This window comes from Bacillus sp. 2B09 (assembly GCF_003946835.1).
Taxonomy (GTDB): domain Bacteria; phylum Bacillota; class Bacilli; order Bacillales; family Bacillaceae; genus Bacillus; species Bacillus altitudinis.
In genome coordinates, this window is sequence record NZ_RPSG01000003.1 from 269,325 (window position 1) to 291,307 (window position 21,983).

The following is a 21,983-nucleotide window of genomic DNA, read 5'->3' on the forward strand; positions in this document are numbered from 1 at the left end:
GGGAGGAGAAGGAAGATGCCTGCGATTGTTGGACCCATCCATATTGAGTCTTTAGGCGGAAACGGCTCGGCTACTTTTGGTGACGTTCTCGCCATTGCCCCTTTGGCTGTAGATCACTCGACCGGTGGAGCGGGAGCTTTTAATTCAGGTGATTATATGTCCCTGACAAGCGATCCGAATGCCACCATGCTTTGGGACTTTACACTGTTTGGCCAGCCTCAATCATTTAATGCATAAAAGACAGCTGATCATAGGACATATCAGCTGTCTTTTTTATGTTGGATAGACACGTATTGTTCCGCTAGGCATATGATGAGGGTAGTAAAGGTGGTGGAAAGATGCCAGCAATTGTTGGACCCATTCATATTGACCGTGTCATAGGAAACGGTTCTGCACATTTCGGCGATGTGTTTGCCATTTCGCCAAAAAGTGTGGATCATTCCGCTGGTGGTTCAGGCACCTATAATGCAGGAGATTTTGTTCAATTCTTCAACAATCCGAACGTCACATTTGTTTGGGATTCAAACCTGATCAGCCAGCAAAAGAGCTTTAACGCATAGCCAGCTTTGAAAGGGTCTCCTTTTCAGAAGCTGTCTTTTTTTATGGTACAATGGATAGAAGAAGGAAGAAGAAAAAGGGGGGTAAAACACATCAAATGAAAATAAGAAAAGCGCATCTGACAAGCGGGCAACCAACAACCTACAATGTATATTTACATGAAAATAAAAAAGAATATAAAACGCTTGTCGCTGTACCTGATATGGAATGGAGTATTTCTATCGCGTATGAAGACGAAAAAACGAAGCTTGAGCAAGCACTAGAACAATCTTTAAACAAAAGAGTAGAAATAGACGAAGCCCGTGAACTTGCACAAAAAATTGTGCACTGGGTCACAGAAATGTAAATTCAGAAACCAGGAGTGAACACAGCAATGAAAGAAGAATCCGTAGACTTTTATTTGCAGCAAGGGATATTTGGACATGCTGAAACAAAACCAGATGAACGAAGAATGTTTCTCGGCTCATTAAGAGAACGTGCTCTTCTCGCTCTGACAAAAGGGCAAGTATCGAGACATAAATCGTATCAAGAGGTAGAGCAAGTATTGAAGGCAAACCGAGAGGCCACTGTTCTTTTAAATGGTGAATTGTCATATGCTTCTTATTCTCCATATGTCAAAATGGCAAATGCCGCTGGTTGTTCTTTTAAAGTGGTCAACCATCACGAGTCACATTCACCTTTTGGGCTTGTGATAGAGGTGCCGCATGCGATCAATCAAGAACATATCTATATAGAAGATGAGCTTTTTCAAAAAGCTTTTTCTCGTGAATCTGTTGAATAGGTTTCCCTAGTGAAATGAATAAGCTATAATGATTCAAAAGAGCATATGGGAGAGATGCGGATGGGCAAAGCATTGATTTGTATTGATTATACAGTTGATTTTGTTGCAGACGATGGAAAACTGACGTGCGGAAAGCCTGGACAGGCGATTGAGTCGAAGATCACAGAGATCACTTCTTCATTTATTGATGAAGGACACTTTGTTGTTTTTGCCGTCGATCATCATGAAGAGCAAGATCCATATCATCCAGAGACAAAGTTATTTCCGCCCCATAATATTCGCGGGACAGAAGGAATTGAACTTTACGGAAAACTAAGTTCACTATTTCACACGTCAACACATTTAAATCATGTCTATTATATGGAAAAAACAAGATACTCTGCTTTTGCAGGCACTCAATTAGAAATGAAACTGCGCGAGCGTGGCATCACTGAACTTCACCTAGCCGGCGTGTGTACCGATATTTGTGTACTTCATACAGCTGTTGATGCGTACAATAAAGGCTTTGAACTTGTGATTCATGAGAATGCCGTAGCGAGTTTTAATGAAGCGGGGCACGAGTGGGCACTTTCTCACTTTGAGCACACGCTTGGTGCGAAAGTGGTTAAGTAAGGGAAGGAGAATGGAAGTTGGAGCATCGGTTTATTGACGACAGTTTATCACTACATACAGATCTTTATCAAATTAACATGGCAGAAACGTATTGGAGAGACGGCATTCATGAGAAGAAGGCAGTCTTCGAACTCTTCTTTAGAAAGCTTCCATTTGACAACGGCTTCGCTGTATTTGCTGGTTTAGAGAAAGCGATTGAATATTTATCGGACTTCTCCTTCACCGAGAGCGACCTTGCATATTTAAAAGATGAACTCGGTTATAAAAGCGATTTCATTGAATACTTAAGCGGATTGTCTTTTACAGGGACACTTCATTCAATGCGAGAAGGAGAAATTGTCTTTGCGAATGAACCTATTATGCGCATCGAGGCAACACTTGTTGAAGCGCAGCTAATTGAAACGGCACTGCTCAACATCGTGAACTTCCAGACGCTAATTGCAACAAAGGCGGCTCGTATTAAAGGAATCATTGAAGATGAGACAGCATTAGAATTCGGAACAAGACGTGCGCATGAAATGGATGCAGCCATGTGGGGAGCAAGAGCAGCACTGATCGGCGGATTTCAGGCAACAAGTAATGTCCGTGCAGGTAAACGCTTCAATATTCCCGTATCAGGCACACATGCCCATGCCCTTGTACAAGCATATCGTGACGAATATACTGCATTTAGAAAATATGCCGAAACACATACAGACTGTGTCTTTTTAGTGGATACATATGATACGGTCAGATCAGGCATTCCAAATGCGATTAAGGTAGCGAAAGAATTCGGAGACAAAATCAACTTTATTGGAGTCAGACTTGATAGCGGAGACCTTGCCTACTTGTCTAAAAAGGCGAGAACGATGCTGGATGAAGCTGGATTCCATGACGCAAAAGTCATTGCATCAAGCGATCTTGATGAACACACCATTATGAACTTAAAAGCACAAGGTGCAAAAATTGATGTATGGGGTGTTGGAACGAAACTGATTACCGCGTTCGATCAGCCAGCTCTTGGTGCTGTATATAAGCTTGTATCGATTGAAGAAAACGGTCAGATGAATGACACGATCAAAATTTCTTCTAATCCAGAGAAAGTGACAACACCAGGCCGTAAACGAGTGTATCGCATTATCAATCAATTGAATCATCACTCTGAGGGAGACTACATTGCCCTTGAAGAAGAAGATGTTCAAAGTGAAGATAAGCTGAAAATGTTCCATCCAGTTCATACATTTATCAGCAAATTTGTGACAAATTTTGTGGCAAAGGACCTTCATGTCCCAATTTTTGAACAAGGGAAGCTGGTGTATGATAATCCAGATATCCAAACGATTCAAGCATATGTGCAGGACAGTCTCGGACTCTTCTGGGAGGAATACAAACGAATCAGCAAACCAGAAGAATACCCAGTCGATTTGAGTCAAAAATGCTGGGATAATAAGATGCAGTTTATCCATGATGTGAAAAATAAAATCAAAAAAGAGCTTTATGAAAGCTGATTACCCCGGGAAAGGAGATCATCAAGCCAGATGGTCTCTTTTTTTTCATGTTGGACGATTCAAAATGAACCTTATGGGCAATCATTTGGTATACTGAAAGCACATCTTGTTTGTCATTGCATAAAGGAGGAATGGAGCAGTTGAGGGTGTTTGTTGCAAGGCAGCCTATTTTTAACAGAAAAGAACAAGTCGTATCATACGAGCTGCTTTATAGAGATAGTGAAACCAATACATATAGCGCTGAAGATGGTGATCAAGCGACAACGGACCTCATTATCAATAGTTTTTTAAACATTGGCATCGAAACACTGACAGAAGGAAAACGATGCTACATCAATTTCACTGAAAGCTTGCTTTCGTCTGATCTGCTCACTTATTTTGATCCACATCAGCTTGTGATCGAAATATTAGAAAATGTACCGATTACCCCGGCACTTATTATGAGATGTAAGCAATTAAAAAAGTGGGGATACACGATTGCGCTCGATGATTTCTTTCTGAGCGGAACACATTTTCATGACAAGTTACTCGATGAACTCCTCTATTGCATTGATATTTTAAAAATTGATTTTCTGAAAACAACATGTGAAGAACGAAGAGACATTTTACATACATATAAAAAGTATCGACTTCGATTCCTTGCTGAAAAGGTAGAAACGCGAAAAGAATATGAAGAAGCGTTAGAAGCTGGCTTCCATTTGTTTCAAGGATATTTCTTTAGTGAGCCGCACGTCATTTCGGGACGAGCCTTATCGACTAGCTTCCACGCATATCATCAGCTATTGAATGAGCTGAGCAAGGAGCAGCCGAATATTCAGACCGTGACGCATTTTATAGAAAGTGATCTTTCCCTTTCATATCAATTATTAAAAATGCTGAATTCTGGCGGCATGAGACGTCTTTATCAAATCAAGAGTATTCGTCAGGCGATTATCCTGCTTGGGTTTAATGAAATACGGCGATGGATCTTTATCCTTTCATTTAAAGAACTAAATGTCCAAGCCAACTCAAGCCAAAAGGAAATCATCAAAATGTCGTTCATTCGTGCCAAAACGTGTGAACTCATTGCTAGTCGGACTGAACGAGAGCATCCCGCTTCTTATATGCTAACAGGTATGTTTTCACTCATTGATACGCTTGTCAGGGCGGACATTACTGAACTTGTGAAAGAACTGCCTCTTTCGGATGAAGTAGGTGAGGCACTGCTTGGCTATGAAAATGACTATTTCCTTGTGTTAGACGTTGCCAAACGTATTGAACGAAATGAATGGTATGATGAGATGTTAGGTGGAAGTCTCCCTAAGCAGGAAGCCTACGGCTGTTATATAGAAGCCATTGAATGGTGTCATAAAATGTTTGAATCTTAAGAAAAGCCGCTCCCACTAGAGCGGCTTCTTTCTTTGTTATCCCCACTGTAAAAGTAGAAAAAGCCTGCTGGAAGAAAGGGATAAGTAGATACGGATGCCTTCTGGACTAAAGCGGATATCGATATTGCTTTTCACCCCAATCTGCTTCAGCATTCGAATCACACTTGCGGTGTCAGCACGTTCAGCAGCTTCCATGATTCGCTGTCCAAACGAAAGCGAACCGGAAATCTGCTGTGTAATGAGGGATGCATCAGCCACGAGACGGGTTGATTCCTTTGCAGCCTTTTGAAACGCATGAGCATCTACTGGAGGAAAAGTCATAGGTGTTCGCGGGTATGCGTTCCCCATTGCGGGAACCTGCAAAGGCGGATAAGGAACATAGTAAAACACATGGTCACCTCTTCTCTCATTGAAGTGAATTTGGACGGATATCTGTTCTAAATGTATGAAGAAAATCCGAATAAAGAATCAAAATGATCTTTCTACCTTTGCATATTCATCATAAAAATAGGTACTTTTGCGGTCAATTTCGGTGAATGTCGCCAAAAAATTGCGGTGTCTACAGTAGAGCCTGTCGTCTGACCTATAACATGAAAAACCGAGGAAACAGAAGGGATCATACGTTCTGTCACACAAGAATTGTGACGAATGATGCCTGTTCATGTCGCAAAAATGACGTATTTCCTTTGAAATTGAGATAAAAGTATCATTTGAAAAGTCTGAAAATGATGAAAAAAGACCTATTGAATTTTGCGGTATCACGCACACATTTTGTGCATACTTTTCGGTGAAAAAATACTCAATAGCATTTACACTGTTAGTAACAGATCAAATACTTATGACCCAATCAACATACACAAATACATTGATCTTCCAAAAAAGGAGAGTGGAATCGATGGAAAAGTATGAAATCGAAGAACTTAAACAATTATTATGGAAACTTGAAAACGAAATTAGAGAAACAACGGCTTCTCTTCATAACATTAACAAAAGCATTGATCAATACGACAAATATGAATATGTGAAAATTTCTTAAAGACTTGATAACCATCAAGTCTTTTTTTTATCCAAATACATACAAAAAAAGGATATATTATTATATAATTGTTAAATAGTGATGTCAGTGGACATTTGCTTATTTCTTTTTAGTAAAATAAGAGGCGAGAGGGTGAGGATCAAGATCGAGTATGCTAAACTATCTAGAGAATACAAAAATCAAGCAGAAAATGTCTGATTTTATTCAACATGCAGTCAGGCAAAATGATTTACAAAAGCTGCTTCTCGAATTTACAGATATAAAGAATGAATTTCCTTTTGGGCAATTGGCTTACCAACATTATGAGGCATTTGGCGGACAAGACAAGCAAGCGATTACAAAACTGGCAGCAGGGATTGAACTTCTCATCTTATCTGCCGATATATTAGATGATATTGAAGATCAGGATAATGATTCGTATCCTTGGATGAACGTCAACCAAGGGGTGGCCATCAATGCTGCTACGTATTTGTATACGGTGAGTATCCAATTCATCATATCAATTTGTGAAAATAATTCTCAACTAATAGAGAAACTGTTCCACTTCATCAAAATGTCTATGGAAGGGCAGCATGAGGATTTGAGTCATTTGTATGGAACAGAAGAAGATTGTGTAGAGGTTTTAAGGAAAAAATCTGGATCTTTAACAGCTCTTTCTAGCGTACTGGGTGTTTATTTAGCGACAAGAAAAATGAATGCCACTGTAGAATCTTATTCGATATATTATGGTGTTGCTGAACAAATCAGTAACGATTTTTTTGCGTTATTTTCAAAAACAAACGGAGATTTTCAAAAAAAACAAACGCTGGCATTTAGTTATTTACAAAGACATTTTAACGATGTCAGTCTAGAGCTTCTTTCCTTCTTTTCTAACCGGCTGGATGAGTCAGAGCAAAAGCCGTTTCAACTGAAGCAAAAGTTACTTGAAGCTGGTTTGACTCAGTACATGGTATCGATGAGAGAGATTATGCTGTTAAAAATGAAGCAAGGAATTGCACAACTTGATTTGCCTAAAACGAAAAAGGAACAATTATATGCATATATGACAAAGGAGGGCAATGATTGAACATTCAAAATGTTATTGCATATTTAGTGAAAAATCCTAGTGTTGTGAATGAATTGGACTTAGGGAATGCAAGTTTAATTCACACAGATGAGGAAACGATGAAAGCAATCATTCAAGGCATAAAAAAAGGGCAAATGTCTGCAGATTATATATGGTACTATAAATGATACTTGATTTAAAAGTTCTCCAGTTAAGGATGTTTTATACATGAAGATAACTTATACGAAACTATCTGCTTTTTTTGTTTTTCTGTCTTTTTTATTTGTGATCTATGTTTCATATATTTATGTATTTGATATTTTTAATGGAGCACGTGTTGAGGAGAACAAGAATGGTCAAGCAGAAGTTGTCAAAGTCGAATATCTTTCTTTAGCCTACACATCAGGATTAGAAGAAGGAGATATTATACTTAAAATCAATGGAGAATCTGCTAACAACAAAGATCATTTGATCAATGGTGAGCTTAGGAATGTGCAAAGAATTGATATTCAAAGAGGCAACCAAATGATCACCCTAAAAAATAAGACATTGATTGGTCAAGAAAGTTTATTTGTCTATATAATTCCTCTCATCCTGTATTCAATATGTTTATTTTGTATCTTCTTTATCATTCGTATTAACAAAGAGATCCAACGAAAATCAGCATTTCTTTTAGTTTTATTTTTATTAACGATTTGTATCGGATATCTTAGTGCAGGTACTTCGGGTATTGGTGATAGATTTAGCCATTATGTCATCACATTTTGTTTATCAAGTGTATTTATCTTTTATATTCATTTCATTTATCAATATTTCAAAGAGTTTGACCTGCATATAACGACTCGAAAAACAATTTATATTTTATATAGTCTTCCTATAACTAATCTAGTAATAGAGCTGTTTGTTCCAATTGATTCGGCGATAGCCAGATACATGCCGAGTTTAAATCTTTTATTCTTTTTTGCTTCTATTATCATGTCATTCAAAGTCATTATTAATGGAATGCAGAAATATAAAGAGACAGAGCAGGGGTCTGTTTTAAAGTTTTTTGTCATGATTAATATCATAGCATTTTGTCCGTTTATATTTTTATTTGCAATTCCATATGTTTTGTTTCGTATTTATGTTGTAGATCCCTTTTTCTTAACTTCTTTTGTATTGCTCATTCCTTTTTCACTCGTGTATCAATTCATGACGAACAAACTTTACAATATGGATTTCTTGATTAGTAGACTTAAATACTATGGATTTATTGCCATTACACCGACCATTTTAGTTGTTGTCACGTTTTATATTCTGCAAAAACCAGAAGATTTAAAGTACACACTGAAGCTCGCATTCATCACATATACACTCATGTTGGCTGTTTTCTATTTCAAAGAAATTTTAGATTTCCGTTTTCGTTTGAAACGTTTTTCAGAGAAGTATAATTACCAAGACAGCGTGTTTAAATTTACGCAGCTTATTCGTGAGGCGTCATCACTTCATCAAGTACTGTATCATTTGAAATACACCATTTTAGAAGTGCTCGTTGTGAATAAAGCCTTTGTGCTAGAGGTGAAGGCTAATGGAGAAATGATTGAAATTGATGAATCAACAAATGATAGTAAGTTATGGAAAGAATACGTGGATCAATTTCAAGATATTTTAGGTGAAGTTGGGAAAATCATCGAGCTTGATAAAGGGTTTATGATGAAAATTGGAGAGCGGGGCGGTCACTCGTTTATGATTTGCTGCTTATCCAATATACAGACGCCGAAATTGACCCGCGATGAAATCTCATGGCTGAAAACATTGGCATTTTACACAAGTGTCAGTTTAGAAAATGTCGTCAAGATTGAAGAATTGATGGAGCATCTTGAGGATTTGAAACAGCGGGAAGCCAATCCCGCCTGGCTGAAGAAAGTCATGTTCGCCATGGAAGAAAAGCAGCGTTCAGATTTAGCGAGGGATCTTCATGATTCTGTGCTGCAGGATTTGATTTCACTGAAGAGACAGTCCGAGATGTTCTTAACCAATTTCCAAAACAACCAATGCCCAACATCTATTGAAAATTCATTGATCTCATGGAATGAACAAATGTCTAAGGTGATTCAAACCACGAGAGAAACATGTCATGAACTTCGGCCGCAGCTCCTCTATGATTTGGGGTTAGTGAAGGCAATTTCGAAGCTGACTTCGCAAATTCAAGAGGAAGCGCCATTTCATATTAGGCTGAATACAACCCGCTTTGATAAAGAACTGGACATTGATATTGACTCACAGCTGAATATTTACCGGATTGTGCAGGAGCTGTTATCCAATGCGTTGAAGCATTCTAAGGCCAGCCAAGTCTTAGTGATGCTCATTTGTATTAAAGATCAAGTTGTTCTCCATTATGAGGACGATGGAGTCGGATTTGATGCAAGCCAGCTTGATCAGCACACGATGAGCATGGGTCTTTCTGGCATAAGGGAACGAGTCAAAGCTCTAAATGGAAAGCTTCAAATTCACACAGCACCTGAAAAAGGGCTCAAGGTGAAAATTGAAATGGAATTGTAACGATTTCTTAAGGAATAAGACTTGGCATCTGCCAAGTCTTTTATATAAAATGGAAGTGAGTGATTTAAAGGGAGGAAGACATGAAGAAGATATTGGTCATTGATGATCATCCGGCTGTCATGGAAGGGACAAAAAGCATATTAGAATCAGATCAGCAGCTATCAGTCGATTGTTTAAGTCCTGATGCAGAAGGCGCCTTTTTAAAGACGCATGACTTTTCCATCTATGATGTGATCTTGATGGATTTAAATCTCGGGGATATCAATGGAATGGACATTGCCAAACAAATTCTAGAAACGAATCAACAAGTGAAAATTATCATTTATACAGGATATGAAGTAGATGATTATTTCGAAGAGGCCATTCGAGCTGGATTGCATGGTGCAATAAGTAAAACAGAGACAAAAGACAAAATTATTGAATACATACACCGCACATTGCAAGGAGAAGTTGTCATTCAGCTATCCTATTTAAAGAAATTAATTTCACAGCAGCAAGAGAAGCCAGAACAGGCGCAGCAGACGGATCATGAGCTGTTAACAGAGCGTGAATGTTTAATCTTAAGAGAAGTGGAAAAAGGGTACACAAACCAAGAGATCGCCGATGTGCTTCATTTGAGCAAACGCTCGATTGAATACAGTTTGACCTCCATCTTTAATAAGCTGAATGTTGGATCTCGAACAGAAGCGGTGTTAATTGCAAAATCGGAAAGTGTGCTGTAAACGTGTGAAGGGAGAGGGCCTTGATGGATGTGAGTGGTTCAAATACACTGCTTGAGGCACTGGGGATTGAGATTGTGGAATGCAATACGTCACGATGCGTGGCGACAATGCCAGTCGATCACCGAACAAAACAGCCATTTGGATTACTGCATGGAGGAGCATCAGCTGCTCTAGCAGAAACAGTGGCAAGCATGGGTGCTGCTGCTCATTTAGACTTAACTCAGCAGGTTTGTTCAGGTATTGAAATCAATGCCAATCATTTAAAATCTGTACGTGATGGAGTGGTGACAGCTACAGCTGTTCCTGTACATGTAGGACGGCGTACAATGGTATTCCAAATCGATATAAAAGATGATCGAGACCGTCATATCTGTACGTCAAGATGTACACTCGCTGTCATTGATCGCATATAAAAAAGCTCCCGGTGCAGCGGAAGCTTTTTTTAATACCCTTTTATGAACATGCAGGTAAAGTGAACAAGACCTGAATGTCAGGTTCTTCATTTATAAATAAGAGTCTTCTTTTCGTTTAATGACAAAGTTACGGAAACCGCCATAATCATCTTGGACACTTCGTTTGTCCATTTTCACACCAGTGTTGTAAGCGGCTCTTCCGATCAAATGAGCGCCGACTGGTGCGGTCAGAAAGATAAAGACAATCCCAAGCAGGATTTTCGCAGAGATGATCCCTGCAAGAAACCATTCATGAAAGAACACACCAACTAAAATGAGAACAACACCAAGTGTCGATGCTTTTGATGCAGCATGCATACGTGTGTAAACATCCGGCAGGCGAAGAACCCCAATTGCTGAGACCAGACAAAGGATGGCGCCAAGCAGAATAAAGAAAATCACGATCGCTTTAGCGATGACGATCATTTTCAATCACTTCTCCTTTCTCAAGGAATTTGGAAAAAGCGACAGTGCCGATAAAGGCAAGAATACCGAGCAGTAAAATAATTTCAAAGAACGTAGTGGTTTTCAGTAAGATAGACACGATGGCTGTCATCCCAATTAAATTGATTCCTATCGCATCAAGCGCACTGACACGATCAGGGATAGAAGGTCCTTTGATGACCCGTATGACAAAAAGCAAAGTAGACAGCGCAAGAATTCCAAGTGACATTTGCAAGATCAGTTCCATTACTTACCGCTCACCTCCTGAATCGCTTTTTCAAATGATACCCGAATATCGTGGATGGCTTTTTCAGCATCTTCAATATCCATCGCATGAATATATAAAATCGAGCGATCATCGGAAATATCGATGACCAGTGTACCAGGTGTTAATGTAATCATATTAGCCAGTATGGTAATTTCCCAATCTGTTTTCAAATCTGTACGAAAGGCGAAAATACCAGGCTTGATTTTAAGCTTTGGAGATAACACCGTCTTGAGTACACTCAAATTAGCAAGAAGTAGCTCTCTGATAAAAATGATGACGAGCTTGAAAATCGCATAAAGGGCATAGCCGTAAAAACGTTGCGGGAAGAATCGCCGCAGCATAAAAATGGCGATCATCCCTAGTGCAAAGCCTGATACAAAGTCTGCAGCTCTGTATGTATCATTCATAAACATCCATGTAAAGGCGAGGAGAGCGTTTAATAATATTTGAAAGGCCATGTTCATCTACTCCTTCAGCACAGCTTGAATATATTTTTCTGGTGTTGAAAGCATTTCCGCAGCTTGATTGATATAAGGTGCAATGAATTCTGTGCCTAATCCAATCGCAAGCGATAAGACAACAAGCAGTACCCCAGGATACACCATTCCTCTAATGGATGGCTTTCTTCTTCGCATATCCTGTTCCTCTCCCCAAAACGCGAGCATGAAAATCCTCAAAACAGAATAAAGGACAAGAAGACTGGACAGTAAAACAAGGATAGAGAACGTCATGTACCCAGCAGAAAACCCACCTTCAACAATTTTCAGCTTGCCAACAAATCCACTTAGCGGAGGAATACCCGCAAGTGATAAAGCCGATATGAAGAACATCCAGCCGAGTAGAGGCTGGGATTGAATCAGCCCACCCATTTTTTTCAGATGGTTGGTTCCAGCATACACAAACAGTGCCCCTGCGAGCATAAATAGAGCTCCTTTGATCACCATATCGTGAATGAGGTAATAAATGGCGCCTTGAAGTGATGCCGGTGTATTGGCCGCAATCCCGAACAAAATGACACCAACAGCTGTGACAATGTTATAAATCACAATTTTTTGCACATCAGAATAGGCGATAGAGCCAATGACACCGAATATAACCGTTAGAGCGGCCAGCCAAGCCATGAGTGTATGTGTAAAACCTGTATCATGTATAAAGATAAGTGTGAAGACCCTGGCAATTGCATATAGGCCGACCTTTGTCAGCAGTGCACCAAACAAAGCTGAAATCGCTGCTGGCGGAGCATGATAAGACCCTGGCAACCAGAAATAAAGCGGGAAGACCCCAGCTTTTAAGCCAAATACAATCAGGAACAGAATGGCAATCACGGTGATTAACCCTGTTTGCCCAGATTCAGCTATTTTCACACTTAAATCAGCCATGTTCAGTGTGCCTGTGACTGCATATAAACACGCTACGCCAACAATAAATAATGCCGATGAGATAATATTAAACACAATGTATTTCAGTGATTCACGAAGCTGGGGCTTTGAACCACCCAGAACAATGAGCATATAAGATGCCATCAGCAACAATTCAAAGAAGACAAACAGGTTGAAAATATCTCCCGTTAAAAAGGCACCACTGACACCAGCTAACAAGAATTGGACACCAGAATAATAGAACAGCCGCTCTCTTTCTTTCCCAATCGTTTGAAAGGAAAAAAGAACTGTGACAAGTCCAACAATGGAAGCGGTCAGCACAAGAAGCGCAGCAAACTGATCGGCCACAAGGGCAATGCCAAACGGTGCTTTCCAGCCGCCCAAATAAAGGGTTTGTATGCCGTTTGTGAAAATCGTTTGGACCAAATAGACATTACAGATAATGGCTAAAAGAGATGCAAACACACTAAAGCCTCTCGACAGCATGGTGTTTTTATTCATAAAGATCAATAATGTAGCAGCTAGTAATGGAATTAATATAGGCAGGATCACGAGATTATTCATGCTGATCATTTCCTCTCATTTGATCCATGTCATCTGTTCTCAGCTCTTGGAAGGCACGGAAGGCCATCACGAGCAAAAAGGATGTTACACCAAAAGCAATGACAATGGCTGTTAAAATTAATGCTTGTGGCAATGGATCTACATAGGATGTGAGCCCCTCTTTCAAAATAGGAGGTGCTCCCTTTTTTAAGCCGCCCATTGTTAATAGAAGCAAATGGACGCCGTGACTTAAAACGGCAGTACCGACGATGACCCGTAGAAGGCTTTTTGAAAGCATTAAATAGGTCGCTGCCATAAAAATGATTCCGACGATAATAGACATTAGAAATTCCATTATTCCTTCTCTCCAATCGTTTGAATAATGGTCATGGTGACACCAACAACAACTAAATACACACCGATATCAAACAGGACTGCTGTCGCCAGTTCTGTTTTCCCTAGAAACGGCAGTTGGAAATAATCAAATGCATGGGATAGGAAAGGTGCTCCGAACAGAAAAGATCCCATACCTGTTAGGATGGCAACGAGCAAACCGACACCAGCCACATAAATAAAGTCAAATGGTAAAATGCGTCTGACTGTTTTAAGGTCGTAGGCTAAAAGCAGAAGGACGACAGCACCAGCACTCATCAAACCGCCAATGAATCCTCCGCCAGGATTGTTATGTCCTGCAAGAAATAGGTGAAGTGAGAAAAGCAAGATGATGAATGCTGTAATTTTAGTAGTGACTTGTAAGAGCATATCATTCGTATCAATCTTTCTCATCGCCGTACGCCTCTCTTCCGTTTTCCTTGTGCTTTTACCTTCAATAATCCATAAATACCGAGTGCCGCAATGGCCAGCACTGTAATCTCAAAGAGTGTATCAAAGCCCCTGAAATCGACAAGAATGACATTGACAATATTGTCTCCGCCAGCCAGTTTGTAGCTGTTTTCAATGAAGTACGTTGAAATTGTGTCAAGAGACTGCTGGCTTGTTGAAGCGAAAGCAAGACAGGTGACAACGACTCCAACACCTAATGAGATGATCAAATTTGTTAATTTAAATCTTCGTGTTTTTTGCTTCAGACTCAGCTTTGGCAAATGATAGAAGCAAAGTAAAAACAGCGCGACAGAAATGGTTTCAATAATGAGCTGTGTCAGCGCAAGGTCAGGTGCTCTGAAAATCACGAAGAACAATGACAGCGTGTAGCCCATAACACCTAGCGCAATAATAGCTGTTAAGCGTGAACGAGCAAATACAGTCGTGACTGTCGCTGTGACCATCACAAGTGAAAGGATGGCTTCGTACGTGCCGATTGATGCAGCGTGCTCAGTTTGAAATGAGAAGGCTTGCTTGTAGAACATCACGCTGCCAAGCACGATAATCATGAACCCAAATACATAGACAAGATAGTCACGAAGGAATCCTGTCATATAACTGTTTGTTAGGCGGTAAGCCCCTTTTTCTACACCTATAAGTGAACGATCATACAAAGCGTTAAATGACCATTTTTCTTTAAATATGTTGTACATTGGGCGCCATTTCGACAGCGTTAAATAGCCAATGGTACCGAGTGCAACTACACCAATTGTCATGTAAAGCTCTGGCTGGAATCCATGCCACGCTTCAATTTTTACGGCAAAGCGGCTTCCTGTTTGAATGGCTTCTGGAATGATCGCTTGAATGGCAGGTTCAATGACAGAATAGGCAAGAATATTAGGGAAAAAGAAGAACGTGACCACAAGTGCAGCTAAAATAATTGGCGGGATCAGCATACCAATTGGTGCTTCATGCGGTTTTTTCTCCAATTGATCGACATTCAGACGGCCTCTAAATGTTTTAAAGACGATCATCATACTGTAGATGAACGTAAACACACTAGCGAGCCAAGCGATAGCAGGGAAGATAGCCCCCCATGTTGACACATCCGTAAAGCTGATGTCAGAAATCCGGATCATACTTGTGAAAAATAGCTCTTTACTTAAAAACCCATTAAAAGGCGGGAGTCCAGCCATCGAGAATGTACCAATTAACGTAATCGTAAAGGTAATTGGCATGATGGTCATTAATCCACCTAATTTGCGAATATCACGTGTACCTGTTTCGTGATCGATAATCCCTGCTGCCATAAAGAGACTACCTTTAAAGGTTGCGTGGTTAATGAGATGAAAAATAGCAGCAAGAACGGCTGCGCCAAAAAAGGCAGGGTTGTTTTCATGAATGGCAGCTGCGCCTACTCCTAGCATGAGCATAATCATACCGAGTTGACTCACTGTCGAGAAAGCCAGAATGGCTTTCAAATCATTTTGCCGAACGGCGTGGAAAGATCCCCAGAATAGTGTGATAAGTCCGACAATCGAAATGGTCCAAAACCACACCTCTGATATAGCAAAAATCGGACTAAAGCGGGCAACCAGATAAATACCGGCTTTGACCATAGTAGCAGAATGTAGATAACTGCTTACAGGGGTTGGTGCTTCCATAGCATCAGGCAGCCAAATATAAAATGGGAACTGCGCTGATTTCGTGAAGGCCCCTAGTAAAATGAGAATCATCGCAGGGATGAAATAAGGTGATGCCATAATGAGCTGAAGCTGATTGACTGCTTCGCGAATACTGAATGAATCAGTGATCAGGTAAATGAGGATGAAGCCGCCAAGCATAGCTAATCCACCAAACACAGTAATAAGCAGTGATTTGGTTGCTCCGTAACGAGAACGCTCACGCTTATACCAATACCCAATTAAGAGGAAGGAAGAGATACTAGTTAGCTCCCAGAACAAATAAAGTACGACCATGTTGTCAGAGAGAACAACACCGAGCATAGCGGTCATAAACATTAATAAATACGTATAGAAAGAGCCAAGCTGTTCTTTTTCCTTTGATAAGTAGAAAATACTGTACAGAACCACAAGTGCACCAATACCTGTGATGAGTAAAGCAAATAACAGGCTGAGACCATCTACATACACAGTGAAATTCATCCCTAGAGAGGGAATCCATTCAGCTTGTGAGAACAACGTTCGTCCATTCGAGGTGATCTGGAGCATTTGGATGAAATAGGTAAATAAAAGAATAGGCAAGATGAGAACAAACCATCCTGTATGTATACGCCTTACGTATTTAAAGAGAAAAGGGACGACAAAGGCAAGTAAAAAAGGTGATAGGATGGCGAAGTGAATAAGCTGCAAGAAAATGAACCTCCTTTGATCAATATAAATTCACGTTCTAAAGAACTGGTAACTAAAATTATAGCGTAAATACAGACATAGTGCATTGGTTTGAACTGATTTACGGCAAATCGAAATTGTTTTGAGTTCTTTTGACCACAAAAAATATTTTATCAAAAATGAAACTCGTTGTATATTGTTTTGTATTTCGTACATGCTTTTCTTAAAGGAGCTGATCAAATGAAACGAAAGATCGCCATCAGCTTAAGCATATTCTGCACGATTTTAGGAGGAGCATTCTTGATTGAACGAAATGATCAAAAAAGGTGGCAGGCCGGGAGTGAATGGCCGCTATTTTCTGAACATCTCCTCCATATGACCTATCCGCAGGCGAAACAGTATCCTTTTCAGCCTCGGGAGTATATACGAATTGTATTAGCTGATGAATGAGGATGTATGGGAGAAAAGAAATATAAAAAAGCATGTCCCTTATGAAAGGGACATGCTTTTTGTTTCTTTTTTAAGTAAACATTCTGAGTAAGATTGTTGCGCAAATAACGGTTGCTGCTCCGCCAAGACGTGTAGAGACTTGAGCGAAAGGCATAAGGCCCATTCTTCCAGAAGCTGAAAGAATCGCAACATCACCAGTACCGCCTAATCCACTGTGACAGCCCGTCACAATGGCAGATTCAACTGGATACATGTTCATGAATTTACCAACAAAGTAACCAGAACCAACCATGCCTAGAACAACAGCAATACATACACATACGAAAGGAATCGAAATAACAGTGGCCACATCATCAAGTGGAATGTATAGAATTCCTAAACCAACCATTAGAGGCCATGTAAAGCTTTTCGATACAAACTTGTAGAACTGCTGTGAGCCGTTTTGCAAATGCTGAGGCATCACGTTTAAGTATTTGATTAATGCAGCAAGAACAATCATTAAGATTGGACCTGGAATATGAACAAAACTTTCTAATAAGCCGCCAAAGATAAAGGTTGTACAAGCAACAAGTACACCTGCACCCATTAAGCTGAAGTCAACTTTAGTATCCATGTCAGGCTGTTCAAAGATTTCATTTGCTTCTTTTGATTTAACAAGTCTTCCGTTCCCGTTTAGTTCAGGACGTTTTTCACCAAGCTTTTTCATTGCGCCAGCACAAATGATGGCAATGACGTTCCCAATAACAGCAGCCGGAATCAATTGAGAAATTAATGACTCTGCTGATACACCAAGAATTTGTGAATAAGCAATTGATAATGGCAATATTCCTTCACCGACACCACCGGCAATAATCGGTACAATGATAAAGAAGAACGAATGATGCGGTGTGTAACCAACTAAAAGACCCACTAGAATTCCAGCAGCTACAGCTGTAATTGTACCTGCAACAAGAGGAACAAACATACGAATAAGGCCTTGTACTAAAACAGTTCGTTGCATCCCAAGAATACTACCTACTACAAGAGCAGATATATAGAAGTATAGGAAGTTCGACGTTTTCATCAGAGACGTAACCGCTTCCAACGAGTTTGGATTCAGAACATGAAAAAAGACCAGGAACGATGGTACGAATAAAGAAAGAATCGCCGGTCCACCAATATCTTTTAAGATTGGAATACGTTGTCCTACATCTCCTAGGAAAATCCCCAAAATCATAATAACAGCGAAACCACCAAGCATATTTGCTGGAATTTTATTGAAATAAGCGGCAGTTAAAATAATCGCTGCAAGTACTATATACACAGGTAGATCAATAACACCAATTTTCCAAGAAAGAATTTTTCGGAAAACGCTTTTATTATTGTCAGAATCGTTTGTAATCGATTTCAATTGTTGTGTATTAGCCACATAAACACCCCCAAATGCTATTTGTCTCAATTGTAGAAGATTCTGTGACACTCATCTATTTATTAAACTAAATTAAGTGTAATAAAAGTAAAATAAACGGGGGTTTTGTCGTTTTTATCATACAAAAATCCCCTGAAGATAGTTTGTCCTTCAGGGGATTGATCATACATGGTATTTATTTATCGTTTTCCTTTTAAATAAGGGGTACCAAGTGCTTTTGGTGCGTCTGCTCGTCCAATGAAGCCAGTAAGAGCTAGGATCGTCAGCACATATGGTGCGATGAGCATGTACACGTTCGGGATATCTTGAAACAGCGGAAGCAGAGAGCCAATGATGCTTAAGCTTTGTGCAAATCCAAAGAATAAAGCAGCGCCCATAGCGCCAAATGGGTGCCATTTCCCGAAAACAAGGGCGGCTAACGCAATGAAGCCTTGTCCTGTAATGGTGGCGTGTGAGAAATCAAGAGCGATGGTCGATGCATACACAGCTCCGCCAAGACCGCCAAAAAGACCACTAATGAAGACGCCGATATAGCGCATCCGGTATACCTTGATTCCCATTGTATCAGCTGCCATTGGATGCTCTCCGACTGCACGAAGTCGCAAGCCAAACGGCATTTTAAATAAAACAAACCAAGCGACAACCGCAAGAACCAATGCGAGAATGGACGTATAATACACATCTTTAAAGAAAATATCACCAATGATCGGAATGTCACTTAAAAGGGGAATATCTCCTTTATAGAAAGGTTCTGTAATTTTATCCGTTTGTGCTTTGCCATAAATCAGTTTGACAACAAACAGCGTAGCACCAAGGGCAAGCATGTTAATCGCAACACCACTGACCGTTTGATCTGCTCTAAACGTAATAGTGGCAACAGCGTGAATGAGTGAGAACACGCCGCCAATGGCCATACCAACAAGAAGACCGAGCCACGGGGTCAAGGCACCAAACGTATCAGCAAACATTAAGTTAAAGATAATACTAGAAAATGCTCCGACGACCATCAAACCTTCAAGACCGATATTGACGACACCTGATCTTTCTGAAAAGACGCCTCCAAGAGCGGTTAAAATAAGTGGTGCAGCATAAACGAGTGTAGCCGGGACGATGATTTCAAGAATTTGCAGAAATCCCACTTATTTTCCCCCCTTTTTCTTCAATTGTTGAATGACAAGACGGATGATATAGCTTGAGGCAACGAAAAGAATAATGATCGCAATCACAATATCAACGACCTCAGTCGGTACGCCAGATTCAAGCGGCATGTTTAAAGCACCGACTTTCAATCCACCAAGCAATAATGCCGCTAAGACGACACCAACAGCTGTATTTCCGCCTAATAAGGCAACAGCGATTCCATCAAAACCAACGCCAGTGAATGATCCTTTAATCGAAGCATATTCAAATGTTCCGAGTCCTTCCATCGCACCTGCAAGACCTGCAAAGGCACCAGAAATGAGCATCGCATAAATGATGTTGCGTCGAACGTTCATCCCAGCATAATGAGAGGCCTGCTGGTTCATCCCAACTGCGCGTAATTCAAACCCTTTAGAGGTTTTCTGGATAATAACCCACATGACAACAGCCGCAATAATGGCAACAAAAATCCCATTATGCATTCTAGAGAAATCAGTGATCTGCTCAAAAAAACCAGATCGAAGGGAAGCTGTTGCATCAATTTTTTCTGTTTTATCTTTATTGTTTGTTAAGACATTTGAGATTAAATAATTTGTGACATGAAGTGCAATGTAGTTCATCATAATAGTGACAATGACTTCATGTACGTAAAAACGAGCTTTTAAAAATCCGGGAATAAAGCCCCATAATGCACCAGCAGCTGCTGCTGTGATCAGTGCAAGAGGCAGATGGATATACATAGGTGCATGGACAGTTGTGCCGATCCATACAGCAGCTACCCAGCCAATCAGCATTTGACCTTCTACCCCGATATTAAAGAGGCCTGTCCGAAATGCAAAGGCAACAGCAAGTCCTGATAAAATATAAGGCGTGACTTGTCGGATGGTTTCTCCCATATAATAGGTTTCACCGAATACGCCATTCCAAAGGGCGCTATAACCTTCGATGACACTATAACCGCTTGCCAGCATAATGATGGCCCCAACGAAAAGACCAAGTACAATGGCTATAAGCGGAATCAGCAGATTTGTTAAGCGATTAGACATTTGCTTCTTTCCCCACTTCCTGTTGCGTACTTCCAGCCATTAACAGACCAAGTTCTTGCTCTGTTGTTTCTTTTGGATCAACAATGGCAATAATGCTGCCCTCGAAAATAACGGCAATCTTATCACTGACATTGATAATTTCATCAAGCTCAAAGGAGATGAGCAGAACAGCTTTGCCTGAATCCCTTTGTTCAATCAGACGTTTATGAACAAACTCAATGGCTCCGACATCAAGTCCACGTGTCGGCTGTGCGGCAATTAATAAATCAGGATTTCGGTCCACTTCACGGCCAATAATGGCTTTTTGCTGGTTACCGCCTGATAGCGCACGTGCTTCTGTATATTCACTAGGCGTCCGTACGTCGTATTCAGCAATGATTCGTTTTGCTTTTTGATAAATATTTTTCATATTCATCAAGCCAAACTTCGAATATGGACGCTGATAATACGTTTGTAAGGAAATATTTTCTCCAATTGAAAAGTCAAGGACAAGTCCGTGCTTATGACGGTCTTGAGGAATATGTCCGATACCAGATTCTGTGACCTTACGAGGCGGGAGGTTTTGAATGGCTTTCCCGTTTAGCATGATCGTGCCAGATTCGGATTTTTTCAGACCTGTAATGGCTTCAATTAATTCAGATTGACCATTTCCGTCTACACCCGCAATTCCGACAATCTCACCAGCTTTCACTGATAAATTGAGTTGTTTCACGGCTTCAATTCCTCGCGCATCTTTGACAGTGAGATCTTGAATTTGCAAGACTTCTTCAGCAGGGGAGGCTGCTTTTTTGTCTGTTTTAAATGAGACTTCGCGGCCGACCATTAAACTGGCAAGCTCGTCTTTGTTTGTGTGTTCCACATCAAGTGTACGAATACCTTGCCCTTTTCGGATAATGGTCACGCGATGACAGGCATCCATAATTTCTTTTAGCTTGTGGGTAATTAAAATAATGGATTTGCCTTCATTGATTAAGTTTTTCATAATTTGTATGAGTTCTTTTATTTCTTGAGGTGTTAAGACGGCTGTTGGTTCGTCGAAGATCAAGATGTCAGCGCCGCGGTATAGTGTTTTTAAGATTTCTGCTCGCTGCTGCATACCGACTGAGATGTCAGATACTTTAGCGGCAGGGTCTATTTTCAGTCCATAACGGTCAGAAAGTTCCTGCACTTGCTGAATGGCTTGTTCTTTGTCAATCTTTCCAAATTTCTTTGGCTCTTTTCCTAAAATGATGTTTTCAGCCACAGTAAATGTATCAACTAGCATAAAATGCTGATGGACCATTCCAATGCCTAAATCACTTGCATCATTTGGACTAGAGATTGTAACCGGTTTTCCGTGTACCTTGATTTCACCTTTTTCAGGCTGATACAGTCCGAAAAGCACGTTCATGAGCGTTGATTTTCCAGCGCCGTTTTCACCAAGCAGCGCATGAATTTCGCCCTTTTTTAGCTGCAGCGTAATGTTATCATTTGCTACAATGCCAGGGAATTCTTTGCGTATATTCAACATTTCAATGACATAATCCACAGG

General features: G+C 40.3%; 26 protein-coding genes. 14 read left to right on the top strand and 12 right to left on the bottom strand.

All coding sequences use genetic code 11. From position 1 onward, the window contains the following. The first annotated feature begins 15 nt into the window (after positions 1 to 15). From EBQ12_RS08845 to EBQ12_RS08875, 7 genes are all read left to right on the top strand, one after another. A complete protein-coding gene (locus EBQ12_RS08845) occupies positions 16 to 237 on the top strand; it encodes a spore germination protein (RefSeq protein ID WP_008345880.1) in 222 nt (73 codons plus the stop codon). Positions 238 to 338: 101 nt separating this feature from the next. Then, positions 339 to 560, top strand: a complete 222-nt coding sequence (locus tag EBQ12_RS08850; RefSeq protein ID WP_008345878.1) for a spore germination protein — start codon at positions 339 to 341, stop codon at positions 558 to 560. A 95-nt stretch (positions 561 to 655) separates the two neighbouring features. Next, positions 656 to 904, top strand: coding sequence for a YueH family protein (locus tag EBQ12_RS08855; protein WP_125589726.1), 249 nt, complete (start codon positions 656 to 658; stop codon positions 902 to 904). A gap of 27 nt (positions 905 to 931) precedes the next feature. Beyond that, a complete protein-coding gene (locus EBQ12_RS08860) occupies positions 932 to 1,339 on the top strand; it encodes a YueI family protein (protein ID WP_007500468.1) in 408 nt (135 codons plus the stop codon). Positions 1,340 to 1,399: 60 nt separating this feature from the next. Further along, complete coding sequence (locus EBQ12_RS08865; protein ID WP_008345872.1) at positions 1,400 to 1,951, top strand: cysteine hydrolase family protein; 552 nt, start codon at positions 1,400 to 1,402, stop codon at positions 1,949 to 1,951. 17 nt (positions 1,952 to 1,968) lie between these two features. After that, a complete protein-coding gene (locus EBQ12_RS08870; RefSeq protein WP_007500472.1) occupies positions 1,969 to 3,438 on the top strand; it encodes a nicotinate phosphoribosyltransferase in 1,470 nt (489 codons plus the stop codon). 140 nt (positions 3,439 to 3,578) lie between these two features. Next, positions 3,579 to 4,805 carry an EAL and HDOD domain-containing protein gene (locus EBQ12_RS08875; protein ID WP_008345870.1) on the top strand — a complete coding sequence of 409 codons (1,227 nt, stop codon included), beginning with the start codon at positions 3,579 to 3,581 and terminating at the stop codon, positions 4,803 to 4,805. Between the two features lie 36 nt (positions 4,806 to 4,841). Here the strand turns inward: EBQ12_RS08875 and EBQ12_RS08880 are convergent, their stop codons facing one another. Beyond that, entirely contained in the window at positions 4,842 to 5,195 is a 354-nt protein-coding gene (locus tag EBQ12_RS08880; protein WP_019744042.1) for a YuzC family spore coat inner layer protein, read from the bottom strand. A 505-nt stretch (positions 5,196 to 5,700) separates the two neighbouring features. Between EBQ12_RS08880 and degQ the strand changes: the two genes are divergently transcribed. The 6 genes from degQ (at position 5,701) to EBQ12_RS08910 (ending at position 10,562) form a co-directional block, all read left to right on the top strand. Further along, a complete protein-coding gene (degQ, locus tag EBQ12_RS08885; RefSeq protein ID WP_003213123.1) occupies positions 5,701 to 5,841 on the top strand; it encodes a degradation enzyme regulation protein DegQ in 141 nt (46 codons plus the stop codon). Between the two features lie 151 nt (positions 5,842 to 5,992). Then, complete coding sequence (locus EBQ12_RS08890) at positions 5,993 to 6,907, top strand: polyprenyl synthetase family protein (RefSeq protein WP_125589729.1); 915 nt, start codon at positions 5,993 to 5,995, stop codon at positions 6,905 to 6,907. Continuing rightward, positions 6,904 to 7,074 (top strand): competence pheromone ComX, encoded by a 171-nt coding sequence (comX, locus tag EBQ12_RS08895; protein ID WP_074041927.1) that lies wholly within the window; start codon positions 6,904 to 6,906, stop codon positions 7,072 to 7,074. Before EBQ12_RS08890 ends, comX begins: the two co-directional genes overlap by 4 nt. A gap of 40 nt (positions 7,075 to 7,114) precedes the next feature. Continuing rightward, positions 7,115 to 9,427 (top strand): ATP-binding protein, encoded by a 2,313-nt coding sequence (locus EBQ12_RS08900; RefSeq protein ID WP_035701206.1) that lies wholly within the window; start codon positions 7,115 to 7,117, stop codon positions 9,425 to 9,427. An 80-nt stretch (positions 9,428 to 9,507) separates the two neighbouring features. After that, positions 9,508 to 10,149: a two-component system response regulator ComA gene (gene comA / locus EBQ12_RS08905; RefSeq protein ID WP_007500477.1), complete on the top strand. Its 642-nt coding sequence runs from the start codon at positions 9,508 to 9,510 to the stop codon at positions 10,147 to 10,149. 23 nt (positions 10,150 to 10,172) lie between these two features. Continuing rightward, positions 10,173 to 10,562, top strand: coding sequence for a hotdog fold thioesterase (locus tag EBQ12_RS08910; protein WP_008345855.1), 390 nt, complete (start codon positions 10,173 to 10,175; stop codon positions 10,560 to 10,562). A 90-nt stretch (positions 10,563 to 10,652) separates the two neighbouring features. On the opposite strand, the gene mnhG is transcribed toward EBQ12_RS08910, so the two are convergent. From mnhG to EBQ12_RS08945, 7 genes are read right to left on the bottom strand one after another with little or no spacing between them, the layout of a single operon-like run. Continuing rightward, positions 10,653 to 11,027: a monovalent cation/H(+) antiporter subunit G gene (gene mnhG, locus EBQ12_RS08915; protein WP_035701201.1), complete on the bottom strand. Its 375-nt coding sequence runs from the start codon at positions 11,025 to 11,027 to the stop codon at positions 10,653 to 10,655. Beyond that, positions 11,011 to 11,292 carry a Na(+)/H(+) antiporter subunit F1 gene (locus EBQ12_RS08920; RefSeq protein ID WP_008345849.1) on the bottom strand — a complete coding sequence of 94 codons (282 nt, stop codon included), beginning with the start codon at positions 11,290 to 11,292 and terminating at the stop codon, positions 11,011 to 11,013. The genes mnhG and EBQ12_RS08920 overlap by 17 nt, the downstream gene beginning before the upstream one ends. Next, complete coding sequence (locus EBQ12_RS08925; protein ID WP_008345848.1) at positions 11,292 to 11,771, bottom strand: Na+/H+ antiporter subunit E; 480 nt, start codon at positions 11,769 to 11,771, stop codon at positions 11,292 to 11,294. The genes EBQ12_RS08920 and EBQ12_RS08925 overlap by 1 nt, the downstream gene beginning before the upstream one ends. 6 nt (positions 11,772 to 11,777) lie before the next feature. Next, positions 11,778 to 13,256, bottom strand: coding sequence for a Na+/H+ antiporter subunit D (locus EBQ12_RS08930; protein WP_125589732.1), 1,479 nt, complete (start codon positions 13,254 to 13,256; stop codon positions 11,778 to 11,780). Then, positions 13,249 to 13,590 (bottom strand): Na(+)/H(+) antiporter subunit C, encoded by a 342-nt coding sequence (locus EBQ12_RS08935; RefSeq protein ID WP_003213576.1) that lies wholly within the window; start codon positions 13,588 to 13,590, stop codon positions 13,249 to 13,251. Before EBQ12_RS08935 ends, EBQ12_RS08930 begins: the two co-directional genes overlap by 8 nt. Next, complete coding sequence (locus EBQ12_RS08940) at positions 13,590 to 14,021, bottom strand: Na(+)/H(+) antiporter subunit B (RefSeq protein WP_008345843.1); 432 nt, start codon at positions 14,019 to 14,021, stop codon at positions 13,590 to 13,592. Before EBQ12_RS08940 ends, EBQ12_RS08935 begins: the two co-directional genes overlap by 1 nt. Continuing rightward, entirely contained in the window at positions 14,018 to 16,429 is a 2,412-nt protein-coding gene (locus tag EBQ12_RS08945) for a Na+/H+ antiporter subunit A (RefSeq protein ID WP_125589734.1), read from the bottom strand. Before EBQ12_RS08945 ends, EBQ12_RS08940 begins: the two co-directional genes overlap by 4 nt. A 219-nt stretch (positions 16,430 to 16,648) precedes the next feature. On the opposite strand from EBQ12_RS08945, the gene EBQ12_RS08950 reads away from it, so the two are divergent. Beyond that, complete coding sequence (locus tag EBQ12_RS08950) at positions 16,649 to 16,858, top strand: hypothetical protein (RefSeq protein WP_017358947.1); 210 nt, start codon at positions 16,649 to 16,651, stop codon at positions 16,856 to 16,858. 70 nt (positions 16,859 to 16,928) lie between these two features. On the opposite strand, the gene EBQ12_RS08955 is transcribed toward EBQ12_RS08950, so the two are convergent. From EBQ12_RS08955 to EBQ12_RS08970, 4 genes are all read right to left on the bottom strand, one after another. Then, a complete protein-coding gene (locus EBQ12_RS08955) occupies positions 16,929 to 18,266 on the bottom strand; it encodes a 2-hydroxycarboxylate transporter family protein (RefSeq protein WP_017367956.1) in 1,338 nt (445 codons plus the stop codon). A 179-nt stretch (positions 18,267 to 18,445) separates the two neighbouring features. Next, positions 18,446 to 19,405 (bottom strand): ABC transporter permease, encoded by a 960-nt coding sequence (locus EBQ12_RS08960; RefSeq protein WP_008345835.1) that lies wholly within the window; start codon positions 19,403 to 19,405, stop codon positions 18,446 to 18,448. Continuing rightward, positions 19,406 to 20,452: an ABC transporter permease gene (locus EBQ12_RS08965; protein WP_048002202.1), complete on the bottom strand. Its 1,047-nt coding sequence runs from the start codon at positions 20,450 to 20,452 to the stop codon at positions 19,406 to 19,408. After that, entirely contained in the window at positions 20,445 to 21,980 is a 1,536-nt protein-coding gene (locus EBQ12_RS08970) for an ABC transporter ATP-binding protein (protein ID WP_008345830.1), read from the bottom strand. Before EBQ12_RS08970 ends, EBQ12_RS08965 begins: the two co-directional genes overlap by 8 nt. Positions 21,981 to 21,983: the final 3 nt, after the last annotated feature.